Origin of the sequence: Halorientalis sp., assembly GCF_028275115.1 — an archaeon.
Taxonomy (GTDB): Archaea; Halobacteriota; Halobacteria; order Halobacteriales; family Haloarculaceae; genus Halorientalis.
This window is the reverse complement of the sequence record NZ_JAQCNH010000090.1, coordinates 1-24,557: the sequence shown is the minus strand read 5'-3', so window position 1 is coordinate 24,557 and position 24,557 is coordinate 1. Positions and strand designations below refer to the sequence as shown.

General features: G+C 65.5%; 21 protein-coding genes and 1 pseudogene. 15 read left to right on the top strand and 7 right to left on the bottom strand.

Annotation, left to right across the window (positions count from 1 at the left end; genetic code table 11):
* Positions 1-31: 31 nt before the first annotated feature.
* Positions 32-565, top strand: a complete 534-nt coding sequence (locus tag Q0964_RS11945; protein WP_299267777.1) for a peroxiredoxin family protein — start codon at positions 32-34, stop codon at positions 563-565.
* Here Q0964_RS11945 and Q0964_RS11940 read toward each other — a convergent pair.
* Complete coding sequence (locus tag Q0964_RS11940; RefSeq protein WP_299267775.1) at positions 562-1,377, bottom strand: lipoate--protein ligase family protein; 816 nt, start codon at positions 1,375-1,377, stop codon at positions 562-564. The genes Q0964_RS11945 and Q0964_RS11940 overlap by 4 nt on opposite strands.
* A 409-nt stretch (positions 1,378-1,786) precedes the next feature.
* Here Q0964_RS11940 and nasA (Q0964_RS11935) point away from each other — a divergent pair, with 409 nt between their 5' ends.
* On the top strand, positions 1,787-3,889 hold the full coding sequence (nasA, locus tag Q0964_RS11935; RefSeq protein ID WP_299267772.1) for an assimilatory nitrate reductase NasA: 2,103 nt from the start codon (positions 1,787-1,789) through the stop codon (positions 3,887-3,889).
* 58 nt (positions 3,890-3,947) lie between these two features.
* Here the strand turns inward: nasA (Q0964_RS11935) and nasA (Q0964_RS11930) are convergent, their stop codons facing one another.
* Complete coding sequence (gene nasA, locus Q0964_RS11930) at positions 3,948-6,044, bottom strand: assimilatory nitrate reductase NasA (RefSeq protein ID WP_299267768.1); 2,097 nt, start codon at positions 6,042-6,044, stop codon at positions 3,948-3,950.
* Between the two features lie 569 nt (positions 6,045-6,613).
* Between nasA (Q0964_RS11930) and Q0964_RS11925 the strand changes: the two genes are divergently transcribed.
* Positions 6,614-7,933 carry an MFS transporter gene (locus tag Q0964_RS11925; RefSeq protein WP_299267763.1) on the top strand — a complete coding sequence of 440 codons (1,320 nt, stop codon included), beginning with the start codon at positions 6,614-6,616 and terminating at the stop codon, positions 7,931-7,933.
* Between the two features lie 389 nt (positions 7,934-8,322).
* Positions 8,323-10,089, top strand: coding sequence for a nitrite/sulfite reductase (locus Q0964_RS11920; RefSeq protein WP_299267759.1), 1,767 nt, complete (start codon positions 8,323-8,325; stop codon positions 10,087-10,089).
* A 129-nt stretch (positions 10,090-10,218) separates the two neighbouring features.
* Here Q0964_RS11920 and Q0964_RS11915 read toward each other — a convergent pair.
* Positions 10,219-10,572 (bottom strand): annotated as a pseudogene (locus Q0964_RS11915) (GlcG/HbpS family heme-binding protein).
* Between the two features lie 76 nt (positions 10,573-10,648).
* On the opposite strand from Q0964_RS11915, the gene Q0964_RS11910 reads away from it, so the two are divergent.
* The 4 genes from Q0964_RS11910 (at position 10,649) to Q0964_RS11895 (ending at position 14,694) form a co-directional block, all read left to right on the top strand.
* Positions 10,649-11,557 (top strand): serine/threonine-protein kinase RIO2, encoded by a 909-nt coding sequence (locus Q0964_RS11910; protein ID WP_299267756.1) that lies wholly within the window; start codon positions 10,649-10,651, stop codon positions 11,555-11,557.
* A gap of 488 nt (positions 11,558-12,045) precedes the next feature.
* Positions 12,046-12,636, top strand: a complete 591-nt coding sequence (locus Q0964_RS11905) for a 50S ribosomal protein L15e (protein WP_299267753.1) — start codon at positions 12,046-12,048, stop codon at positions 12,634-12,636.
* Between the two features lie 177 nt (positions 12,637-12,813).
* The gene (locus Q0964_RS11900; protein ID WP_299267750.1) at positions 12,814-14,106 is read left to right on the top strand and encodes an endonuclease/exonuclease/phosphatase family protein; all 1,293 of its coding nucleotides are present in this window, start codon (positions 12,814-12,816) and stop codon (positions 14,104-14,106) included.
* A gap of 72 nt (positions 14,107-14,178) precedes the next feature.
* Positions 14,179-14,694: a hypothetical protein gene (locus tag Q0964_RS11895; RefSeq protein ID WP_299267748.1), complete on the top strand. Its 516-nt coding sequence runs from the start codon at positions 14,179-14,181 to the stop codon at positions 14,692-14,694.
* On the opposite strand, the gene Q0964_RS11890 is transcribed toward Q0964_RS11895, so the two are convergent.
* The 3 genes from Q0964_RS11890 to Q0964_RS11880 form a co-directional block, all read right to left on the bottom strand.
* Positions 14,681-15,802 carry a Brp/Blh family beta-carotene 15,15'-dioxygenase gene (locus Q0964_RS11890; RefSeq protein ID WP_299267745.1) on the bottom strand — a complete coding sequence of 374 codons (1,122 nt, stop codon included), beginning with the start codon at positions 15,800-15,802 and terminating at the stop codon, positions 14,681-14,683. The two genes, Q0964_RS11895 and Q0964_RS11890, sit on opposite strands and share 14 nt — an antisense overlap.
* Entirely contained in the window at positions 15,736-16,506 is a 771-nt protein-coding gene (locus Q0964_RS11885; RefSeq protein ID WP_299267742.1) for a lycopene cyclase domain-containing protein, read from the bottom strand. The genes Q0964_RS11890 and Q0964_RS11885 overlap by 67 nt, the downstream gene beginning before the upstream one ends.
* A gap of 130 nt (positions 16,507-16,636) precedes the next feature.
* Positions 16,637-17,374 (bottom strand): bacteriorhodopsin, encoded by a 738-nt coding sequence (locus tag Q0964_RS11880; RefSeq protein ID WP_299267739.1) that lies wholly within the window; start codon positions 17,372-17,374, stop codon positions 16,637-16,639.
* 337 nt (positions 17,375-17,711) lie between these two features.
* On the opposite strand from Q0964_RS11880, the gene Q0964_RS11875 reads away from it, so the two are divergent.
* The 7 genes from Q0964_RS11875 (at position 17,712) to Q0964_RS11845 (ending at position 23,834) form a co-directional block, all read left to right on the top strand.
* Complete coding sequence (locus Q0964_RS11875; RefSeq protein WP_299267736.1) at positions 17,712-18,173, top strand: histidine kinase; 462 nt, start codon at positions 17,712-17,714, stop codon at positions 18,171-18,173.
* Between the two features lie 76 nt (positions 18,174-18,249).
* A complete protein-coding gene (locus Q0964_RS11870) occupies positions 18,250-19,425 on the top strand; it encodes a tRNA sulfurtransferase (protein ID WP_299267733.1) in 1,176 nt (391 codons plus the stop codon).
* 140 nt (positions 19,426-19,565) lie between these two features.
* Complete coding sequence (locus Q0964_RS11865) at positions 19,566-19,937, top strand: Hsp20/alpha crystallin family protein (RefSeq protein ID WP_299267730.1); 372 nt, start codon at positions 19,566-19,568, stop codon at positions 19,935-19,937.
* A gap of 42 nt (positions 19,938-19,979) precedes the next feature.
* Complete coding sequence (locus Q0964_RS11860; protein ID WP_299267727.1) at positions 19,980-20,546, top strand: DUF6735 family protein; 567 nt, start codon at positions 19,980-19,982, stop codon at positions 20,544-20,546.
* 51 nt (positions 20,547-20,597) lie between these two features.
* Positions 20,598-21,416, top strand: a complete 819-nt coding sequence (gene nucS, locus Q0964_RS11855) for an endonuclease NucS (protein WP_299267724.1) — start codon at positions 20,598-20,600, stop codon at positions 21,414-21,416.
* Between the two features lie 97 nt (positions 21,417-21,513).
* Positions 21,514-23,085: a methyl-accepting chemotaxis protein gene (locus tag Q0964_RS11850; protein WP_299267722.1), complete on the top strand. Its 1,572-nt coding sequence runs from the start codon at positions 21,514-21,516 to the stop codon at positions 23,083-23,085.
* Complete coding sequence (locus Q0964_RS11845; protein WP_299267719.1) at positions 23,082-23,834, top strand: bacteriorhodopsin; 753 nt, start codon at positions 23,082-23,084, stop codon at positions 23,832-23,834. The genes Q0964_RS11850 and Q0964_RS11845 overlap by 4 nt, the downstream gene beginning before the upstream one ends.
* Before the next feature lie 18 nt (positions 23,835-23,852).
* Here the strand turns inward: Q0964_RS11845 and Q0964_RS11840 are convergent.
* Positions 23,853-24,557 (bottom strand): MutS-related protein (locus tag Q0964_RS11840; RefSeq protein ID WP_414652159.1); only part of this gene is annotated, 705 nt, incomplete at its 5' end.

The window sequence follows — 24,557 nt, the reverse complement described above, 5'->3', positions numbered from 1 at the left end:
GGTATTATAACCGTCTACCGAAGGTCCGCGGATGTCAGACTCGACAGGGCTCACCGTCGGCGAGCGCGTTTCGGATTTTTCCGGCCGACTGGTCGACCCCGACGGGACCGAACGGTCGGTTTCACTGTCGGAACTACTCGAGGGGAAGCCGGTGCTGCTCAACTTCTACACCGCAGATTTCAGCCCGGACTGCATCGACGAGTGGTGCTCGTTCCGGGATTTCGATTGGTTCGCCACGGGTGATCAGGTACAGGTCGTCGGCGTCAGCAAATCCGGGGCAGCCCTCCACAGGCGTTTCATCGAGTATCTCGACCTCGGATTTCCACTGTTTACCGACCCCGACCTCGACATCGCAGCGGCTTTTGACGTGCGCTACCGGGCGTTCAAGATCGCCAGTCGCGCGCACCGGTCGACGTTTCTCGTCGATTGCGACCGTCGGGTCCGCTACAGGTGGCTCGCGGACCACTGGCTCGACCCGAGCCGTGACACCCCACCGGTCAGGGAGATTTACGACGCCGTCGTCGAAAAGCTGGAAGACGAACTCGACACCTACGAGATGGGCTAACTCGGGTCGTCGCAATCACGCGTCCACGAGTCGGCAGCGTACTTCTGTTCTGCACGTTCGCGCGCACTCGCGAGTTCGTCGTTGGTCCACTCACCGTCGTCGGCGTCGGCCCACGCCCCGAGCGCATCGGTCAGCGATTCCACGGCCTCGGTCCGGGACCGGTCGGCGTACCCTTCGATGGACCCGACCCGCTCGTTGAACGCCTCGACGGTCACGTCGTGATCGGCGAAAGCCGCCAGGTGCCGGGTCGGGCGGCCAGCGTACGTCAGCGAGCCGTGCTGGATCACGCTGTCTCGCCGGCGATACTGTGCATTGCCGCTGAGTTTGCGTCCGTCGGCCGCCGACACCACGTCGTGAGCCGGGTGGAGTGCCCGGAGGTAACACGCTGGCTGGTAGACGGCAGGTCGTTCCTCGTCGGCGAACGCCGCCGAGACGCCCATCTCCTCGAAGGCGTTCATCACCGGCGTACAGAGGAGTTCGTAACAGTCCATCAGCTTTCCCGGGAGGTCCTCGGCCGGCGCGACGATCGAATAGGAGATGTCGCCGTGACTGTCGTGGTAGATGCCGCCGCCACCGGTCTGGCGCCGGGTGACGGTGACGCCCTCGCGGTCACAGTACTCCCAGTCCACGGTACCGGAATCTTGGTTGTACCCCAGCGAGAGCGTGCTCGGCTCCCACTGGTAGACCCTGAGGGTACGCGGACCGCCCGCAGCAGCGGTTTCGGCCGCGATTTCGTCGAGGGCCATGTTCATCGGCCCGTCCCAAGCCTCCTCGCGAATCAGCCGCCACTCCCGGTCGGCGAGGTTGGTCATAGCCGCCGTTCGTCCCGGGCCGTCAAAGCGGTTGTGCCCCCTTAGCTGAAAGACGGTGGGACGAGGGCGGGACGGTCACGACACGTCTGACCAGGTGAGCGACCGCCGACCAAGACGGCTGGGTGCGAGAATGACAGCGTGCAGTGGTGGCTGTGGAGCGCGCCGACGCAGGTCGGAAACGCGACGCCAGTGCGACGAGCCTGAAGATTTTAAACTAACTGGCTCCGCTGGCCCCACGGACATCCTGTATTGGAGTTATTTTTGTTATTCTCGGCAAAAGACACGCATCGTCAAGAGATAGGGTTTAGTGCTGCCTGTTCATACGACTCGGTAGAGATATGCTAGTCGAGCGTCCGTATTCAGCGACTCACGAAAGGCGGTCTGGTGCCGAATCGGCGCGTGATTGTCTGTGAGCGACTGGGTGTCGACGACGTGTATGCGGTGTGCTGTCGGGTGTGGTCACTTACAGCGGAGCCCGGACATCGGCATCGGTATCGAGGCGGTGCGGGGCGACGCGGCCCATCCAGTCAGCCAGGGATTGGCCTGCTCGCGTGGCATCGAGGAGAGCCGCGACCCCGACGGTAACTGGCTCACTCGGCCGCTCGTCCGGGAGGACGGAAAACTGCAGCGGACGACGTGGGACGCGGCGCTCACGAAAGCGACACAGGCACTTCGCGAGGCCCACGCGTCGGACCCGGATTCGGTCGCCGTCCTGGGCAGTGGGCAACAGACCAACGAGGCTGCCTACGCGCTCGGGAAGGTCGCCCGCGGTGGCCTCGGCACGCGCAATTACGACGCGAACACGACGCTGTGTATGGCGTCGGCGGTGACCGCCTACTACCAATCGTTCGGGAGTGACGCACCGCCGTGTACCTACGACGACATCGAGGACGCGGACCAGCACATCGTCTGGGGCGCGAACCCCGCGGTGGCACACCCGGTGCTGTTCCGCTGGATCGACGAGGCCGCCTCGGACACCGAACTCGTCACTGTCGACCCCGTGCGCTCGGCGACAGCCGAGGCCAGCGACCACCACGTCGCCCCGGACCCCGGGAAGGACCTCGCCCTCGCCCGAGCCGTCCTCGCCCGACTGGTGGAAACCGACCGGACCGACGAGGCGTTCATCTCGACGGCCACCGACGGCTTCGAGGAGTTGCTGGCGACGCTGCCCGACGCCGAGACGGCAGCCGCGACGGCCGGCGTCGAAATGGACGACGTCGAGCGCCTGGCCGACGCACTGGACCAGCGCGCGCTCCTGTACTGGGGCATGGGAATCAACCAGCACGTCCAGGGAACCGAAACGTCGCGTGCGCTCATCGACCTCACGCTGGCGACGGGGAACCTCAGACCCGGCGGCGGTCCGTTCTCCCTGACGGGACAGGCCAACTCGATGGGGACCCGCATCTGCTCCTCGAAAGGCTCCTGGCCGGGCCAGCGGGCCTTCGGCGACCCGGACCACCGGCGCCTGATGGCCACGGAGTGGGACGTGCCCGTCGACCGCCTGCCCGACGACACCGGCCCCGGTCCGGTCGGAATACTGGAGCAGGGCCCCGAGGTCGTGTGGGCCGTCGCCACGAACCCTGCCGCAGGGATGCCTGCGGCCGACAGCGCCCGCGAGCAGTTAGAAGACGCCTTCGTCATCGCCCAGGATGCCTTCCACACGGAGACGACCGAGATCGCAGACGTCGTTCTCCCGGCGGCGACGTGGGGCGAGAGCGAGGGAACGACCACGAACATGGAGCGGACCATCTCCCGCGTTCGGGCCGCGACTGACCTGCCGGACGGGGTTCGGCCCGACCTCGACATCATCGCAACCATCGGCTCGCGGCTGTTTCCGGACCTCTTCGAGCGCACGTCGCCGGACCCCGGCGACGTCTTCGCGGAGTTCGCGGGGCTAACCGAGGGGACCGTCGCCGACTGCTCGGGCATCACCTACGACCGCCTCGAACACGACACGGCCGTTCGCTGGCCTGCCCCCGACCTGGAGGAATCGGGCGGCTACCGGTACTACGACGGCGCCGACGCGAGCGCCGAAACGGACGCCAGCGAGGCGGGACCCACCGACGAAGAGTCCTGGGAGTTCCCCACGGCGACGGGGAACGCGCAGTTCTCCACCGGCCGGCAGGACCCCCTGCCCGAGCCGACCGACGAGGAGTACCCGCTCATCTTGACCACCGCCCGCGAGGCCGACGGGTACAACACCGGCGTCCGCTCCCGTGGCGGAGAGGCAGGTGACCTCGTGGCTCGCGTCCACCCGGAAACGGTCAGCGAGCACGCGGACCTCGTCGGCGACGGACAGCTCGCCATCGCATCGCGGCGGGGGGCCGCGACCGTCGGTATCGACCGCGACGAGGGAGTGCCACAGGGAATGGTGTGGCTCCCCATCCACCATCCGGCGACGAACCGGCTGACGCTCTCGGACCGGGACCCACAGTCCAGAGAACCACATTTCAAACAGTGTGCCGTGCGACTGGCGACCCCCGAGGCGGAACTGCCGGCGGCGGCCGATTGAGAGAGCCGAATCGTTCCCGTCGTCGCGTTCACAGAAAGCGGGGTCTGGCCGACGCGAGTCAGTCGTCACCGATGGTATCAGAACGGACGGCCCCGTCACGGGTTACCGGCGAAGACCGGTCTGGTAGCGACAGCCTGACCGCACACTGCTTGAAGTTGGGTTCGTTGGAGTCGGGGTCGATTGCTGGAAGAGTCAGTTCGTTCACGACGGGGTTGTGGACGTCCAGCCAGATGGCGCCCGTGGGGATGCTGTCGTCCGGCGTGAGCGTGACAGTCACCGACCCGCGGCGGGACTCGACGACGGTCTGCCCGCGGTCCACGACGCTGATATACTGGCCGGCCGTTTCCGGGTGGACACGGGCGTTCGGAATCGTCTGGTCGTCGTTTCGGACACCCGTATTGTACGCCCCGGCGCGTCGACCGGTTGTCAACACCAGTGGATAGTTCGGGTCGGTCGGTTCGGGGATGCCACGATAGGTGGCCGTCGAGAACCGTGCCAGTCCGGAGTCGGTCGGGAACGACCACGAGCCGTCGTCGTGGTACCGGTAGCCGCCCGCGGACGTCTCGTCTGGAGCGGGCCAGCGAACGGCTCGTTCGGATTCGAGACGGTCGTAGGTGATACCCGAGACGTCGGCCGGCGTCCCGGCCGTCAGGCTGCGAATCTCGTCGAAGACCGGTTCCGGGTCCAGCGGTGGGTCGTCGAACAGGCCGTCGTCGAGTCGAGCTCCGATGGCTGCGATGATGTCGATGTCCTGCCGGACGGTGTCGACGACGTCGCTCACGGCGGTGACTCTGGAGATACGCCGTTCCATGTTCATCACGGTCCCCTCGGTCTCCCCCCAGGTCGCCGCCGGGAGGACGACGTCCGCGTGTTCGACGGTTTCGGACCGGAACGCGTCCTGCACGACGAGGAAGACCTCGTCGAGCGCGCGCTTGGTGTTGGTGGCGTTGGGCATGCCGGCAGCAGGGTTCGTCGCGACCGTCCAGCAGGTCTCGATGTGACCCCGATTGATTTCGTCGACGATGCCGACAGGGCCGGGGCCGGTCGACGACGGCAGCCGCTCGGCCGGGACGCCCCAGGTTTCCGCGACGCGTTCGCGGTTGGCCTCGTCGGTGAACTCCCGGTGCCCGGGCCAGGTCCCCTTCGAGGAGCAGACGCGAGTCCCCATCGAGTTGGCCTGCCCCGTCAGCGAGAACGGGCCGCTCCCGGGACCCATGTTCCCCGTCGCCAGGCAGAGGTTGATCAGCATCCGCGCGGCGTGCGTTCCGTGCGTGCTCTGGTTGATTCCCATGCCCCAGTACAGGAGCGTCTTCGCGTCGAACGCCGTCGCCAGTTCGTCGACTGTCGCTCGCGAAACACCGGCCGTCTCCGCGGCTGCTTCGACGGCCGGGAGCGACTCGACCAGCCGGTCGAAGCCCGTCGTGTGCCTCTCGACGAACTCGCGGTCGACAGCACCGCTCTCGATTCGCTCTGCAAGCACCGCACGGGCGAGCATGAGGTCGGTTCCCGGTTCGGGCTGGACGTGCTGGTCGGCGTCGGCGACAGTCTCGCTCTCGACGGGGTCGACCACCACGAGACGGGACCCGGACTCCGTCGCGCTGTCCAGAATCCAGCGATACAACACCGGATGTGCGACCGCAGGGTTCGCACCCCAGACGACGTGTGTCTCCGCCGCCGGAATGTCGTCGTAGGTACACGGCGGTGCGTCGCTTCCGAAGGCGTCGTAGTAGGCGGTCACCGCCGACGCCATACACAGCGTCGTGTTCGCGTCGAAGTGCCGTGTCCCGATAGCACCCCGGGCGACCTTCCCGAGCGCGTAGGCGGCCTCGTTGGTCTGTTGCCCACTGCCCAGGACGGCGACGTTGTCGGGGTCGTCGGCCATCGTCTTGAGCAGTTCGGCAGCGACCGTGCCCAGCGCCACGTCCCACGACGTAGCCACGAGTCGGTCGCCGCGTCGAACAAGCGGTTCGGTCAGCCACTCTCCTCGCGGGTTTTTTGTCTCCCGGATACCGCGTTCACAGGCGAGGCCTTCGGCCGTCGGATGTCGGCGATCGCCCTGAACGTCACCGACACCGTATCCCTCGTCGGTGCCCCGCTGGAGCTGCCCACAGCCGACAGCACACCGCATACACGTCGTCGGCGTCCAGCGAGTCATCTGTTCTCGTCGCTCCAGTCAGCTGGAGGACAGCGTGCTCGTCCGGTCCCGGTCGGGTCGCGGGCGCACGAGTCGCAAACGGCGGAACTGGTGAAGGTTAGTGGTGAAAGTTCGTGCATATTTGTGTCCGTTGGTGTTATATCGTACCACAATATTCGGTATAAGACTTTTGATTGGCGAAAAAATGAGTCAACGGTGAACAAATATTCATATTTGCCAACACTGGCCGTCCGGCGCAGGCACGCCGGCGGAACCGGTCGCGTGGTCGTGACGAAATGGTATTGTGCTTACAAAGCGTGTGAATTGACGAATGGACAGCAGTCTGAGCGACTTTTCGATATCGAAAAAAAGCAACCGGAGAGTCGAGCGAGAGACGACCGCACTGTCCAGTCGTTGACCAGACAGTTCAACATTGCCGATTTCTAAACGGTTACCACTATAACACACCGTTCGTAATGGAATATTGAATCGATGTGGTCATACATGGTACAAACTGAGAGCGAAGTTAATAAAATGCAATCCAGTGGGCTGGACGCAGGCGGTTCGTCAGTGTCCATGGAGGGGATAGCATGGGACTGATCAAGATGACGAAGTACCGGACGTTGTTGCTCGCTACCGTCGGTTTCAATTTCTCATTTCTCATCTGGTTTTCTTTCGCACCGTTCACCGGGGGGATGGCCCAGGAGTTCGGGCTCACGCCGGCCGAAATCGGCATCCTCGCCAGCTCGGCGATCTGGATGGCACCCTTCGGTCGTATCCTGACTGGGTGGCTCTCCGACAAGTTCGGGGCGCCAGCTATCTTCGCCATCGTCCTGGCGTACGTCGGCGTGTTCTCGATATTCTCCGCGTTCGCACAGGACTACTCGGTTTTCTTCGTGACTCGGCTCATCGTCGCAACGGCCGGAATCACGTTCGTCATCGGCATCCAGCACGTCGCCGAGTGGTTTGAGGAGGAGAACCTCGGGCTGGCCGAGGGAATCTACGCCGGGGTCGGGAACGCCGGGGCGGCCGGCGGGGCGCTCATTCTCCCGCGCGTGTTCGGTCAGGGGTGGAGTGGGCCGTTGTTCTCGACGAACTGGCGGGCGGCCTTCTTCTACACCGGCATCGTCTCGATCCTCCTCGCGGTGGCATACTACGCGCTCGGCGAGGCCGCAAAAAGCGAGGCGAAGCGCCAGGCCACCAAGCAAAACGCCAGCCTGAAGGGGTGGGTTCACACGGCGACCCGCTACGGGACGGTCGTGCTCGCGGCCGCCTACATCATGTCCTTCGGCCTCGAACTGTCGATGAACGGCTGGCTCGCGACGTACTACCGCACGGCGTTCAATCAAGACAACTTCGTCATCGCGAGTACCTTCGCCGCGACGTTCTCGATTGCGGCAGGGCTGCTCCGCCCGTTCGGTGGGTACGTGAGCGACGTGCTGGCCAGAAAAGAGCAGAACATCCTCCCGTTTTTCAAGGGACAGTACCGGGGACAGTGGACGTTCCTCGGGCTCTGTTTCATCGTCGTGATGATGTTCGCTATGACGCTGGCCGGACTCTCCGGCGTCCTGATGAGCACGGTCGTCGTCGGCTTCCTCGTCGGGACGGGGTGTGCGTGGGCCGAAGGCGCGATTTTCGCGCAGGTGCCCTCGATGTTCCCGAACAGTTCCGGGGCGGTGGCAGGCGTCGTCGGCGGCATCGGGACCGTCGGTGGCATCGTCTACCCACTGTTTTACTCCGCACCGTGGCTGGCGAACTTCCACCTGGGGTACTCCGTCGCCGCTGTCACGATGATCCCGATCGTGTTGCTATCCGCGTGGGTGTTCCGGCCGGAAATCGCGAAAGTCGCCAACACGGCCGGCTTCACCGGAGTGGCAGGGGAGGACGGTACCGCCACGGCCGACGACTGAGACACGGTTGGCTCCCGGAGGGCTGACGAACCAGCCCTGTCGGTCGAAAAACGCACATTTTTTCGAGTCCATCCGAGCAGCGTGCGGTGCTGCGCGGCGGGACGGCTGTTCGTCGGCGGGTGGCCGTGCGGGTCGGAACCGTCCCGAGACGCGGTGGACAAATGCCGGTCAGATCGGTCGGAGGTTGGAAGATACCGAATCGACCCCGGTGGAGAGCGCTTTCGAGAGCCCGACTTTGTTGTTTGTCGTTCCCATCGCGGTAGAGTGCCTGTTCGTTAACGAACGGACTTATTAGATGTTGACTCTAAAGATATAACGAGAAATGCGTAACGTTCAGATTAACATAGGCACGATAACTGAACACCGTCGAGCTATCGTGAGGGCGACCGATGGGTAACGAGAAAGAAGCGATCAAAGAGGAGCTGTACGGCGACGAGGTACGCGAGAAACTGCTCGAGTTCGCAGAGAGAGGGTGGGACGCGATTCCCGAGGACGAACGCGAAGAGTGGTTCTCCCGGTTCAAGTTCTGGGGTGTGTTCCACCAGCGCGGCGGACAGGAGTCGTACTTCATGATGCGCCTGACTAACTGTGGGGGTGTCCTGGAACCAGGCCAGCTGCGAGCCATCGGTGAGGTGGCACGGGACTACGCCGAGGGACCGGTGACGAACCCGGAGTTTGGCAACGGGTGGCTCGATTTCACGACGCGTCAATCGATCCAGCTGCACTGGCTCAATCTCGAAGACGTCCCCGAAATCTGGGACAAACTGGAGTCCGTCGGCGTCTCCTCCCGTTCGTCCGGCGGTGACACGATGCGCAACATCTCCGGCTGTCCGGTCGCCGGGAAAGGCGAAGAAGTCGTCGAGTCACGTCCGATTCTGGACGAGATTCAGGAGACCATCCGGGGCGACGACGACCTCTGTAACATGCCCCGGAAGTTCAACATCTCCGTGTCCGGCTGTCGGCAGGGGTGTGCACAGGACTCAATCAACGACATCGGACTTGAGCCCGCTCGCAGAATCGTCGACGGCGAGTCGGTCACAGGGTTCAACGTCCGGGTCGGTGGCGGACTGGGCGGCCGCGAACCGCGTCGGGCTCGCTCGCTGGACCTGTTCGTCCGCCCGGAACACGCCGTCGAGACGGTCCGGGCATTCGTCGAGTACTACCACGAGGCTGGCAACCGGACGAACCGCTCGAAGAATCGTGGGCGCTTTTTTGTCGACGAGCACGGCACCGACGCGATTCGCGACGAACTGGACGAGCGGCTCGACTTCGAGTTCGAGACCGCCGGCACGGATTTCCGCGGCGAGTACACTTACAACGCCGGCAGGAACACCGACCTCGGCGCGCACGACCACGTGGGCGTCTACGACCAAGCCGACGGCAGGAACTACGTCGGACTGTCGGTGCCGGTTGGCCGGCTCCCCGCGGAGGACGCGATCGAGTTGGCCGACCTCGCCGACACGTACGGCTCCGGGGAAGTCCGACTGACCCGCCGGCAGAATCCCCTCATCATGGACGTGTCCGACGGCGACCTCGAGCGTTTGCTGGACGAGCCGTTCCTAAAGAAGTATTCGCCGGAGCCGAACCCGTTCACACAGGGTGCGATGGCCTGTACGGGCACGGAGTTCTGTTCGCTCGCGCTCACCGAGACGAAGGCGCGAATGGCGCGTCTGCTGCGCTGGCTCGGAGACAACGTCGACGTTCCCGACGACGTAGACCGTATCAAGATGCATTTCTCCGGCTGTACGGCCGACTGCGGGCAGGCGATGACTGCCGATATCGGCTTACAGGGGATGCGCGCGCGGAAGGACGGCGAGATGGTCGAAGCCGTGGACGTCGGTGTCGGCGGGGGTATCGGCGAGGACCCCAGTTTCATCGACTGGGTCCGCCAGCGCGTCCCGGCCGACGAGGTACCCGGCATGATCGCCAACATGGTCGAGGCCTACGCGACGCTTCGGTCCGACGGCCAGACGTTCAGCGAGTGGGTCGACGCCACTAGCCACGAGACCATCACCGAACTGGCCGAACCGGCGGAGGCCGAGGACTACGACGACCCGTGTCTGACCGACGCCAAGCAGTCGTGGTACCCCTTCGACGACGGCGAGAGTCCCGCCCCGACCGACAGCGAGGGACAGCCCATCTCTGCGGACGACTGAGGCCGCTACGCGGCGAGGGCAGTCTCACCAACAGCGAGTCGACGACGCGACCCTGTCGGACCGTCGGTTGGCGAGCCGAGATGCAGACCAGGCTGTCCGGTCGGCGCCAGGCGGACGATGTTGTCCTGCTCACCCTGGTGTCATGCTTACGGCGAACCGCTCGACACCGGCCTCGGCAACGGTCACATCCTGTGCGACTTCACCGCCGCTCACACCGATAGTGCCGACGATGGCGCCGTCGTCTTCGAGGGGGTATCCGCCGCCGAAAACGACGAGACGATTCGCGTCGGTGGTCTGGAGACCTCAGAGTGACTCGCTAGGCCGGGTGGGGTCTGCGAGTTCGTGTGTCGGCATCCGGAGTGTCCCGGCAGTGTCCGGTTTGTTTCGCGAGATGGAAACGCTCGCGAGCCAGGCACCGCCCATGCGATGTTGGGCGACGAGGGTTCCCGCCGGGTTCGCGGTGCCGTCGGTCGGTGATTCGATATAGCGTCATCTGATTTATCGTTCTCTGCGGGCGGACGCGTCGGGCTTTTAGGGGGTGGTCCGCTACGAACGGTCAATGGTCGAAAACGTCGCGCCGCTCATGCGGGAGCTCGAACCCGAGGATTTCCACCTGCTCTCGGGGGTCGAGCAGGGAATGCGGTTCTCGGAGTGGGTGGCACGGGGGAAGATACCCGAGTTCTCCCGACTCTCGCCGGAGAACGTCGATTATCGGCTCGACCGGTGTGAGGACCGGGGGCTGGTCGAGCGGAAGACCATCCAGTATCAAGGGTTCAAACTCACCTTCGAGGGTTACGACGCGCTGGCCCTGCACAGTTTCATCGAGCGCGAGACTCTCGAAGAGTTCGGCTCGCCGCTGGGCGTAGGCAAAGAAAGCGACGTGTACGAGGTCCGGTCGTACAAGCCTCTCGCCTTGAAGTACCACCGCGAGGGGTACACAAACTTCCGGGAGGTCATGAAAGAGCGCGACTACACGTCGGACCGGGACCACGTCTCCTGGCAGTACACCGCCCGCAAAGCCGCAGAACGGGAGTACGATGCACTCGAGAGTCTCTACCCCGAGGTGAGTGTCCCGCGTCCAGTCGGGCAGAACCGCCACGCCATCGTGATGGAGAAAATCGACGCGACCGAACTCTCCCGCACGAAACTCGAATCCGAACAGGTCGTTCCAGTTCTGGACCTGATCCTCGCAGAGATGGCGACAGCCTTCGGAGAAGGGTACGTCCACGCAGACATGAGCGAGTACAACGTCTTCGTCGGCAGCGACGGTGTGACGGTCTTCGACTGGCCACAGGCCGTCCCGACCGACCACGAGAACAGCCGCGAACTGCTCGTTCGGGACGTGGAAAACATCGTCGGCTACGTCCGCCGTAAGTATCCGAGATACGTCGACGACGTCGACACCGACGCCGTCGCGGCCGCCGTCGCCGAGAGCCGGTTCGAGACCGTCGACGATCACCGCGAGTGACCGTCGACGGTGTCGCCCGTTTCGCTACATTCTGACTGTCCCAGCCCCTCCGTCTACACTCCTCGCCACGACGACGATTCCCGCGAAAGCCGCGGATAAATCGTATGTCGCTATACAGAATTCGTGAGTCGGATCGAGACCGTCCGGCGCTGCTCGGTCGAAAAGGCCGCTGTAGCGGCTGTTCCGTCCAGTCGGAGTCGCTGCTCGGGCAGGATACCGGCGAGCCGCACGCCCGATGTCAGCCGTACTCCTCGCTCAGCGAGCCGTCTTTCGAGCTGGCTGTCAGACGCTGCGGGCGGAGTGGAGTGTGTGGCGAAGTTCGAAGTATTTAAACAGCGAAGCCGGGAACTGACGTGTAACTCGCTGGTCGACGGGCACCAGCGGGCACCTGCCGAGGTCGGTGCAGCCGACCCGCACAGGACGGGATGTGAACCGTGCGAGGGCTTCGGCCCGCGGTTTGAACCACTCGACGCCCGTGGTGATAGCCCATGACACGGAACTTCTATTCCCACATCCGAGAGGCGTGGAAGGACCCCGACGATGGACAGCTCGCCGAACTACAGTGGCAGCGCCAGCAGGAGTGGCGCAACCAAGGTGCGCTCGAACGCATCGAGCGCCCGACTCGACTGGACAAGGCCCGCGCGCTCGGCTACAAAGCCAAGCAGGGTGTCGTGGTCGTCCGGGCCAGCATCCGCAAAGGCGGTGCCCGCAAGCAGCGTTTCACCGCCGGCCGACGCTCGAAGCGCCAGGGCGTGACCCGGATTACTCGCCGGAAGAACCTCCAGCGCGTCGGCGAGGAGCGTGCCACCCGGAAGTACCGCAACCTGCGCGTGCTCAACTCCTATCCGGTCGGGCAGGACGGCCGGCAGAAGTGGTTCGAAGTGATTTTGCTAGACCCACACCACCCTGCCATCGAGACCGACGACGACCTCAATTGGATCTGTGACGACTCTCAGCGCGGCCGCGCCTACCGCGGTCTGACCAACGCCGGCAAGTCCAATCGCGGTCTCGACCAGAAAGGCAAAGGTACCGAGCACAACCGCCCGAGCAACAACGGCGGTCGCGGACGCGCTAAGTAAGACGACCGGTTCCTTTCGAGGAGCCCGTTCCGCGCACCCCCGGTCGAAAGTTTGGAAAAAGGCCACTCGCGGAGCCTTGCCGTGCTCGTCTTATATCGCACGGCACCGCCACCACCGTCCCCACGCACGGCGACGCGCCCCACACATTCAGGTATCGCCGGTGCAGAACCGCTCGTAATGGACTCCACCGAAGGCGACAGGTCGGTCGGCCGACGAACCGTTCTCGGAAGTATCGCCGGATTGACTGCGAGCGCGGCCGCCACGGCCGGCGTATCGGCCCGGTCGGCGCCACAGTCGGCTCCGGAACTGGCAGTTCTGACTCGTAACGTCTACCTCGGCGTCGACCTCTTTGCGCTGTTCGACGCGCGGTCGCTCGACGACGTCCGGCGAATCGCCGGAGAACTGTTCGACGGCATCGACCCAGGGCTCGTCACCGCGCGGGTCGACGCGATGGCGGCGGAGATCGAGGCCACCCAACCGGACGCCGTCGCGCTCCAGGAGGCCGCCGCGATCCGGGTCCAGCGCCCGAGCGATTTCGGGACGGACTCCCCGGAGCGGGCCGAGACGGTCGTCGTCGACCTGCTGGCCGCCGTTCAGTCGGCGCTGTCCGAGCGGGGGCTGAACTACGAGGTGGCCGCATCGACGGTTACGACGGACGTGGAACTACCGGCCGACACCGACGACGGCGACGTCGACGTGCGCCTCACCGACCGGGACGCCCTGCTCGTCCGGAGCGACGTCGACGCGACGGCGACCGCGACGGCAACGTTCGAGGCAGCATTCGGCGTCCCGATTCCAATCCCCGGGTTGGGTGACCTCTCGGTCCAGCGCGGGTTCTGCGCCGCGGACGTGACGCTGGGCGGGGAGACGGTCACCGTCGCCTCGACGCACCTGTCGTCGGTCTCGGAGTCGCTTCGCCGACAGCAGGTGTCGGAGTTGCTCGCACAACTCCCGACAGACCGGCCGGTGGTCGTCGGCGGCGATTTCAACAGCGGCCCCGGCGGGGAGACCGCGGCGTACGACCAACTGACGGCCGAACTGACCGACGCCTACGCCGAGTCCCACCCCGACCGGGACGGGTTCACCTGTTGTCAGGGTGGGGACCTCCGGAACGCGAACTCTCGACTGGACCGGCGCATCGACGGGCTCCTCTTCCGGGGCGACGTGTCCGTGGCAGCCACGAGTCGCGTCGGCCACCGGCCCGAGGACCGCGTTCGTTACGACGCCGACGGGGAGACGGTGCAGGTGTGGCCGTCCGACCACGCCGGCGTCGTCGGGACGTTCGCCGTGGGAGCCTCGGGGTCGGGCGCGACCGCGACCGCGACGGAGACGGCAGCACCGACGGGGACCCCCGAATCGACGACCCGGGCGGGGCCCGACACGACGGCGGACGCGGGACCGGGGCTGGGTGTCTTCGCGGCACTGGCGGGGATCGCCGGCGGCCTCGCCGGTCGGTGCTGGCGGGACTGACAGACCGGCGGCGAAGGCACACCGGGCGAAACGGCGACCACGTTTTTACCAAGCGGAGGCTACGACTGGGGTATGCATAACCGAAGCCGGTCTATCGCGGTCGTCGGTGCAGTGGCAGTGCTGCTGGTGCTCGCGGGTTGTAGCGGGGCACCGAGCAGCGAGACACCGACCGCGAACGGAACGGAGTACCACGAGTCGGCGAGCGAGTATCTGCTGTCGGCCGGCCAGTTCGCCGGCTGGGAGGGCAACGGCACGCGCTCGCCGGGTGCTGCACCGGCGGGTATGGAGTCGGGGCAGGTGCTCGAACTGAAAAACGGGAGCGCGAACCTCCAGATTGCGCTGCTGGTGTTCGAGTCTCCCGCCGAGGCGCAGTCGTTTCTGGAAACACAGCGGGGAACCTACCGGTCCGACGGGATCAACACGACGGAGGTGACCGTCGGGGACCACGCGTTCGCGACCACGTCACTGACCGAAACGGCCGTCGACGCCCAGCGGTCGAACGTGTACGTCCAGGTGACCGGCAACGTGCCACTGAACGGCTCGGAACGGTACGTGGAGGCGCAGTTGCGGGCGGTCACGGACGAGTGATCGACCACACGCCCTGCTCGCGGTCCATCAGCGTCACCACCGCGACGTGGGGGAGTGTCAACACGGCGATGAGGACGAGATAGAGTCCGACCCACCCCAGCGGGTTCGCCGGCGGGTTCGGGACCAACAGGTAGAACCCACCCAGGAGGGCGAGCGAGACCAGCGTCAACGGCGTGGCCTCCCTGGCGAAGCGGGCCAGTGCGGGCCGGATTCGGCGGTCCGACAGTGCGGCCTTCGATGCCGGTTCGAGCGGGACGAGGCGAGCGATGTGGCGGTAGGCGTGCCAGACACAGAAGTAGACGCCGACAGCGAACACGGGGGGGACGACAGCGAAGAAGACGATCAACAGGAGCGTCTCGCCGGCATCGACGGTCCAGGTCGAGCGCCTCGTAGTGGAGCCGAGGTACCCCATCGCCAGATATCCGAGCACGACGGTACCGTACGCGAGACCGAGCGCCAGCCGCGTCTCGAACTGGAACGCCCAGTCGAGTCGTGCCGTCGAGGCGAGCGCGAACAGCGAGACGAGGGCGTCCGCGACCCGGCGGTACCAGTCGGGGAAGAAGACGAGAGGGACGAGCATCGGCAACCCGCCGCGGACGACGGTCGCGAGCGCGCGTCGGGCGCGGGTGTCGAGATAGCCGACGTCCGCGACGGCCAACAACGCGTAGAGGTCGCCCTGGCCCCAGTGGGCCCAGGTCAGCAGAATAAAGAAGCCGAACGCGGCCGTAGGCACGAGAAACCAGGTGACCGCGTATACGACTCCGAGGGCGCCGTAGAGGGCGAACACGCCCGCGATAGCGCGGAAGGTGGGGTCGCGGCCCCGGACCCGGGGAAGCGCGAGGTGGTCGACCGCGCCGTGGGGCAGTCCGAGGAGGAGAACGCTGGCGACCAGCGGGACGTACTGGACGACAGGCGGGAGGGAGACGCCGAGCGTGAACGGCACGATCAGGCCGGCAGTGACGACCCAGGACGGCCAGAGGACGCCCCGGACCAGCGTCTCCTGAATCGGGGCGTCCAGATCGACGCCGGGGACAGAGCGGATCATGAGCCGGTCGGTGCTCGCCGGTTCCAGACCGTCCGGACCTGCTCCCAGCGGTCGGTCACCCACCAGAAGAGAAGGAGGCCCTGGACGAGAAAGACGTTCGTCAGCGTGAAAAAGAGGAACTCCTCGATCGGGAGGCCGGCGATTGTGAGTCCGGTCATGAACGTTTTGTCGAAGGTCCAGATGCCGATTTCGATGGCGATGCGGTCGACGGCACAGAGGTAGACGGTGGGGACGCCGACACCCAGTGCGAGCGTGCGGCGGCGCTCCCAGAGAACCGGCCAGCCGAAGGCCCACTGGATGGCCAGCACTGGGCTGGCCCACAGGAGCAACGTTCCGAGATAGTAGGTCGACTCCGAGAGAAAAAACAGGCCGAGTGCGGCGACGAGACCACCACCGAGCAGGCCCATCGCGCGCTGTGGGGTCGTGATACCGAACTCGTAGTCGCTCCCGGTCGAGAGCCGAGCGAGCCAGAGACTCGTCAGCACCGGCTGGAGAATGAAAAAGAGGTACTCCTCTATCGGTGCGTGCCAGATCCGGAAGAGGACTGTCCCCTCGCCGTAGGCCCAGACGCCAGTGTCGATGAGGTGGTTGTCCCACGGCGTCGTGTAGACGACGGCGACGACCGAGAGCAGTGTGACGCCGAGTGGGCCGGCGTACGGGCGCCCGACGGGGTCGGCGAGCACAAGCAGTGCTACGAGCGGCGGGATAATGAACAGGAGGTGAAACTCCAGATACGTGAGCGCGACGAGAACTGTCCCGCCGCTCATCGGGTGTGCGCCTCCACGGGGACCTGTGTGCCGAGTCGCATCACATTCTGACCATTTAGACCGGGGTAGTTATGTGTTGTCGTCGCGGCTGGCGGCGGATCGTGGCAAAAAAATCGGGTGCGGTCGCGGATCAGTCGGCTGCAGTCGCTTCGGGTTCGGTCGCGGCGGGCGTGGCCTTGTCGAGGACACTCCGGCTCCGCAGCAGCAGGAAGCCGAAGCCGACCTTGGCCAGCACGTCCAACACCATGAAGCCGGCCGTCTCCCAGTACAGCGGGACGAGTCCGAGGCCTTCGGTCCCGACGATCCACACGATCGGATACGCGAGCCACAGTAGGATCACCACGTTTCTGAGCCTCGCGAACAGGCTCCCGACTTCACCGGGCTGGTCGGACGCCTGGGCGGTCAGGCGGCTGACCAGAACGAACAGCAGGACCAGGAAGAAGCCGTCGCTGACACCCCACCAGGCGATCCGCATCGCTTCGCTCGCGGTAGTCAGCGCAGCGACGAGACCAGTGATGATCATCCCGATGTCCAGTCCGACCAGCGTCGCGATGGTGTTGCGGTCGGCCCCGGCAAGCAGCGCCAGGTCGATCAGCAGCAACGGCGTGGTGAACAGCCAGTCGGCGTACCGGGCCCAGTAGATATCCAGCACTTCACCGGCTACCGTCACTTCTGTCAGCCCGAATCCCATGGCCATCGAGAAGTACGAGGTGGCCGCGATGGCCGGGATGAATATCGTAATAATGTAGAACTCCTGTTTCTGTTCGTCTTTTTCGTTCCAACCCATACCGATAAACGCCAGCGTCCCCAACGCCATCAGTGCAGTACCAATCCACAGCCAAACGTTCTCCGGACCAGGTTGTGGCATGGTGCACCATTTAATTAGATAGAGGTGAGTAAAATATCCTTGCCCGACTAGTTGGGTTTTATTCACAAACCGACTGACTATTCGGAAGCCGGCGTTGTTTCGGTGGTGGTCGGTGAGAATCGATGTCGGGTCGGACAGCCGTCGACGCGGTGTGTTCGGGCCGACTGGACGGCGACGGGCCGAAGGGGGGAACCGGCGCGCTGGCCAGCGTAGGGTTCGGAGAGCAGTCGGATGTCCTGGCCGGTCACGGATGTGTTTGTTCCGTTCTTGTGCGCCTGTAACACGGGCACAGACGCGGGGTGGCGTTACATACCCTGCTCTCGATTTTCCGACTGCGATGGCAACTGAAACGGATGCAGTAGTCGATAGTCGAACGGGCTTTGCGGACTGGCAGGCCGGCGTCGCCGGTGGCGTCGTCGGTGCGGCGGTGATGGCGGCGCTGGTCGTCGCGATGAGTCCGCCGACGATCACGGTCGCGATTCCAGCACTGTACGGACTCTCCGGCGGTGCCGCGGGCATCACGGTCCACATGACACACGGCGCTGTACTCGGCGTCGGACTGGCGGCTGTCCTGCGGTTCGCGCCGGTCTCGGAGAGCTCGACGGTCCTCGTCGTCGGGGCGGGGCTGGTCTGGGGTGTCCTGACGTGGGTCGCCCTCGCGGCACTAGTGATGCCGGTGTGGCTGGGCGCGGTCGGATTCCCGAACGCACCCCCGCTGCCGAACTTTGCGATCCCAAGTCTGCTATGGCACGCCGTGTACGGCGGCGTTCTCGGCGTCGTCTATGGCGTGCTTCGCTGAACGAGGACACGGGCGCGGACCGGCGACCGCGCTCGGTGACAACAGGAATTTAACCCTTAGCCGTCTCTGCCCGGGTATGGAGCCGCCGGGCGCTGAGACGGCCGTGGTCCGTTACGGGGACATGAGTACGAAGAGCAGTCGTGTCCGCCACGGGATGGAAGAGCGTCTGGTCGAGAACATCGAGGCACTGCTCACCGACCGCGGCGTCGACGGGGAGTTGGAACAACGGCCGACCAGACCGCTCGTGTGGACCGACGACCCCACGGCGGCTGCCGAAGTCGCCGCCGACGCGTTCGGCGTGGTCTCGACCAGCCCGGCCCGTGCGCTGCCGCCCAAACCCGAGCCGATTCTCGATGCTATGGTCGAGACCGCCGAGGCACACTACGACGGCGGGAGCTTCGCCGTCAACGCCCGGCGCGCGGGCGACACCTTCCCGATGGACAGCGAAGACCTCGGACAGGAGGGTGGACAGGCAATCTGGGACGCCGTCGAGACGGACTTCGAGCCCGAGGTCGACCTGGACGACCCCGATTTCACGGTCAACGTCGAGGTCCGGGAGGACGCGGCCTTCCTGTATCTCGACGAGATTCGAGGGCCGGGCGGGCTCCCGCTTGGGAGTCAGCGGCCGGTCGTGGCGCTGGTCAGTGGTGGTATCGACTCGCCAGTAGCTATCTACGAGATGCTGCGGAAAGGCTGCCCCGTCTTCCCCGTGTACGTCGACCTCGGCGAGTACGGCGGCCAGGACCACCGGGCCCGCGCCGTCGAGACCGTCCGGACGCTGGGGTCGTACGCGCCCAACTTCCGGGAGTCGCTCCGAGTCGTCCCTGGCGGCGAGACGGTCGAACTGCTGGCCGACGAACTCGAACAGGGCCGGATGCTCGCCTTCCGCCGGTTCTGCGTCGCCGTCGCCGAGGCAGTCGCAATCGACACGGGCGCGGCCGGCATCGTCACCGGCGAGGCCATCGGCCAGAAGTCGAGTCAGACCGCACAGAACCTCAGCGTCACCGATCCGATCACCGAGTTGCCCGTGTTCCGTCCACTCCTCACCATGGACAAAAACGAAATCACCGAGCGTGCCAGGGAGATCGGGACGTTCACCGACTCGACGATTCCAGCGGGGTGTAACCGTTTCGCCCCCGAACAGGCAGAGACCAGCGCCAAACTGGCGCGACTCCGCGAAGAGGAACCGGACGCCCTCCGCGAGCGCGGCCTTGAGGCGGTCGACCGCGCCGAACTGGTCGACTGCCACTGAGAGCTCCGGACCCTGCCGGTAGTCGGTGCCTCTAGAGACCGGACGCCACCTGTGTTCGGTGTTTTCGAGCGGGACCTGCAACCACGCCCCAGCAAAATTTAAGTCGAACGGCGAACATACGAACTGATGGGTGTCGCACTGTGACACTGCCCGACCGCACCAGTACGTGGACGAGAGGCATCGACCTGCCGTCCCGGCTGTTCTCCGGGTTCGGCAGTGACGACTACGAACTCTACGAGGAGGACGACGAGTTCGTCCTCACCGTAGAGATGCCAGGCTTCGAACCCGAGGAGATCGACGTCAACTGGCACGAGGGCCGACTGAACATCTCTGCCGAACACGTCGACGAGGCCGCCGGTCGCGAGCGGACCTATCACCGCTCGTTCCGGATGCCGAAGGAGATCGACCCAGAGGAGATCGGAGCCCGGTATCGCAACGGCGTCCTCGAGGTCCGACTCCCAGTCCTCGACGGCGCGACGCGGCGCGGTCACAGTATCGAGGTCGAGGCCTGATCGGCCCAACTTTTTTATTCGGAAGCGAGACCAGTCCGACCCGTGACCACCGTGGGACAGCGAGCACTCGTCGCCTACGAGCGGACGGACGGCCGATACGACATCCACTACGCACACTGGGGCGCTCACCGCTGGCGTCTGGCGGCGTCGCTCGCTGCGGTTCGCCCCGGTGACCGGTTCGATTCGGGCGACGGCACCGGTCCCCGCCCCGGTGTCGACCCGGAGCCGCTGGCCACGGACCAGCGTTTCAGTGACCTCCTCACCACGCACGTCGACTGGCAGACCTACGACGCCTGCTACGTCGTCGCGACGGACGGACCCGTCCAGCCGTATCTCGCGGCGTGGTTCGGCCTGCCGGGTCACGACACGGTGCGGCCTCGTGACGGCGCGCTCGTCGGCGTCCACTCCGACCGGGTCGAGGCGGACGGCGAGTTCCTGCGCGGCCGCGTTGCCGGGCTGAAAGCCGCCACACTGGCGATGGTCCGCAACGACCGCCTCCCGCTCGCGGCCGCACGGTCGTTTCTGGCCGGCGAGGTCCAGTCCTGGCACGCCGAGGACCGGACGGTCCACCTCGGCCCCGACGCCGACACCGAGGGGTGGGACCGATGACGGCAACCGGTCCCGACGCGCTTATCCGCCGACCACGACTACGGACGGACAGTGACCGAACAGGGCGACAAGAGTCGAGACGCCGACGACGCAGCCGGTGAGAGCGGTGCGAGCGGGGGCTCCCCGGGGCCTCGCTCCGACGATGTCACCGCACTCTCAAGTCCGACCCCCGCTACCGCTCGGAAAACGGTCGCTGCGGCTATCGACCGCGAGGACGTGGTCTCTATCTTCGGCAATTGTACCGTGGAGTACGAGGGACGGGCGTCGAGCTACCTCGGTCCGGGCGACAGACTCGTTGTGTGTAAACCCGACGGGACGACGCTGGTCCACACCGACGAGGGGCACCAGCCCGTGAACTGGCAACCGCCGGGTTGTACACAGGAGGCCCAGCTGACCGACGACCGGCTCGAACTCCAGAGCCTGCGCTCGACGCCCGAGGAGGAACTCCTCGTTCGGTTCGAGGAACTCATGCAGGTCACCGCGTACGACGTGACCGACGAAACCGAACTCGCACTGGCGGGGACCGAGGCGGACCTCCGGGAGCGCCTCCTCGACGACCCGGACCTGGTCGAAACGGGGTTCTCTCCGCTGGCGACCGAGCGTGAGACCACAGCGGGTGCGGTGGACATCTTCGGCGAGGACAGTCGGGGGCGGCGGGTCGTCGTGGAGTTGAAACGCAGGCGCGTCGGTCCGGACGCGGTCGGCCAACTCGGCCGGTACGTGGAGGCGCTAAAACGGGACCTCCACGCCGGCGCCGAAGTCCGCGGGATTCTGGTCGCCCCCTCGGTGACCGACCGGGCACGGCGACTGCTCGCCGAACAGGGCATGGAGTTCGTGTCGGTGGAGCCACAACCGAGCCAGTCGGAGTGACCGACCGGCAGCACGGAGACGTCCACTCTGTGTGAATCGATATCAGTCGTGATAACGTGTCCCAAGAGTATAACACAGTCGGGAGTCCGTTAGAAATATGTCTTGGCGCATTCGCCGGAGTTTCGGCCTGAAACTGTTCTTGGGCTACGGTGTTACAGGGCTATTAATCATCGTCGTTGCGGTGAGTACGGCCAACCTGACAGCGACCGTCATGGCCGGGCTTGCCGGGTTGTTGGCGCTGGGTTCAGTGACAGGGACGGCGACCATCGCGGCTGTCACGGAACTGGACGAGCAGGCACGGGCTATCTCGGATGGGGACTTCGACGTGCAGGTTAATAGCGAGCGGGTCGACGAGGTCGGCAGACTGTACGGGACGATCGACCGGATGCGTGAGTCGCTGGCGGCCCGGATCGACGAGCTTGAAGCGGCGAAACGGGAGGCGGAGGCGGCCGAACGGGAGGCCAAGACGGCCCAGGAGGAGGCCGAAGCGGCCAGGACAGAGGCGACGGAACTCGCCGAGGAGTACCAGCGAGCCGCACAACAGTACGCGGAGACGATGCAGGCGGTCGGCGCAGGGGACCTGGGCCAACGGATCGATGTGGACACGCGACACGAGGCGCTGTCCACCATCGGTCGGGAGTTCAACGCCACGATGGACGACCTCAACGAGGCGTTCGACGAGGTTCGGTCGTTCACTGCCAAGATCCAAGACGAAGCGGCGACGGTCGCAGACGTGGCCGGTCGAATCGAGGCGAACGTCGACGAGACAACGGAGACTGCGGCGGGGATTACCGACGAGACGCAGTCCCAGCGGCGAGAACTCGAGTCGACGGCACAGAACGTCGACACCATGTCCGCCGCCGCCGAAGAGATCGCCGCGACCGCGAGCGACCTCGCGAATCGGAGCGAGGAGGCGACGGCGGCCAGTGACCAGGCGCGGACGGCCGCGACCGACGCGATCGACGAGATGGAGCGGATTCAACAGGAAACCGCCGAGACGGTCGAACGAATCGAGACGCTGGCCGACAGCGCAGACGAAATCACGGACGTCGTGTCGATTATTCGTGATATCGCCGAGCAGACGAACATCCTCGCACTGAACGCCTCCATCGAGGCCGCCCGGGCCGGGGAGGGCGGGACCGGTGACGGCGCTGGCGACGGGTTCGCCGTCGTCGCAGACGAGGTGAAACAGTTGGCCGAGGAGACTCAGCAGCGAGCCGACGAAATCTCGTCGATGGTAACGCAGGTCCAGACGGAGACCGATGCGGCCGCGTCGTCGGTCCGCGCGACGAAAGAACGGGTTCGTGACGGCGTCGATACCGTCGAGGACGCGCTCACGGAACTGGAGGCCATCGCGGATTCGATCGAAGGCATCAACGGCGGCGTCGTCGAGATTAGCGACGCCACCGACGACCAGGCCGAGACGGTCGAGACCACCGCCGCGGCGATCAACGAAGTGACGGACCGCAGCAGGGACACGGAGCAGTCGGCCGAGACCATCTCGGACGCGGTTACCGAGCAGGCGTCCGCCGTCGATCAGATTATGGCAACAATGAACACCTTCGAGACGACGGCCGACGGGCTGGTGGCCGAGATCAACCAGTTCGAGTTGTCCGTCGACTCTAGCGGCCGTCGCGCCGCAACCGCCACCGACGGAGGTGATCGATGATGGTCGCCATGCCCGTCGACCCGGTGGCCGTGCTCTACGGCATCGCAGTCCTGGGGTTCGCCGTCGGGACCTACATCGGTTGGCGGCTCCTCACCGACGACCCCGACCTCGCCGAGCGGGGAGCGTTCAAATATCTCCTGCTCATCCCGACGGTGGCCGGGGTGTCCTACGTGGTGATGTTTTTCGACATCGGCACGGTCACGGTCGGCGAGCAGACGCTCGTCGTCCCGCGGTACGTCGACTGGGTAATCACGACGCCGGTGCTGGTCGGCTACATCGGATACGTCGCCACCGCGCCCCGGAAGTGGATCGTCGGACTGGTCGTGGCCGACGCGTTGATGATCGTCACCGGCGGAATCGCAACCATCACGACCGGGCTCTCCCAGTGGATTTTCCTGGGCGCGTCCGGACTTGGCCACGCGTCCCTGCTGGGCGTTCTCTACTTCGTGTTGCCGCGGTTCGTTCCCGACGACCCCACGCGTAAGGGCCTGTTCAAACTCCTCCAGAACCACGTGGGGTTGCTCTGGCTCGCGTACCCGACCGTCTGGCTGTTCGGCCCGGCGAGTCTCGGTCTCATGTCGGGCGTCGGCCTCAGTCTGATTATCGCCTATCTGGACGTGGTCGCGAAGACACCTTACCTCTACTTCATCTGGGGGAACACCAAGGCGTTCGAACTGGACGAGAGTGTCGAGGCCGACGACGCGGACGCGACTGCGGAGGACGCACCCGGCGGCAGTCCAGCGGTCTGACGCACACGGACTCGCTGTTCACCCGTCCTCTATCTGTTCTTGGAGTTCCTGTAACAGCGCCAGCGCATCCATCGGGGTCGTCGTCGCGAGGTTCTGCGCGCGGATGGTCGCGGCGAGGTCGGCGTCCGGGCCGTCCGCGCTCGACCCGGCCGTGGATTCGTCCCCGTTCGCTCCTGTGTCGGGGTGGTGGCCGTTCGTCGCGCGTTTTCCGTCCTGAGCACCGTTTGTCTCGTCCGCGTCGAGCAGTTCCCGTGAGCGGTCGACCACGCTGTCGGGCACGCCGGCTTCCCGGGCAACCTCGACGCCGTAGGAGGCGGCGGCCGGTCCCTCTCGGATCTGGTGGTCGAAGCGCACGCTCTGTCCGTTCTGCTCCGCTCTGAAGTGCAGATTGCACACCCCGTCGAGCGCGTCGGCGGCGTCGGTGAGTTCGTGGTGGTGGGTGGCGAACAGCGTTCGCGCACCGATCTCGTCGTGGACGTACTCGGTCACCGCGCGTGCGATGGCGAGGCCGTCGGTGGTGCTTGTGCCCCGGCCCACCTCGTCGAGGAGGATCAGCGAGCGGTCGGTCGCGTTCTCCAGAATCTCGGCGAGTTCGGTCATCTCGACCATGAACGTCGACTTCCCGCCCGCGATGTCGTCGCTGGCACCGACGCGGGTGAACACCCTGTCGACCAGCGAGAGGCGGGCGTCGGCGGCGGGGACGAAACTCCCAGCCTGTGCGAG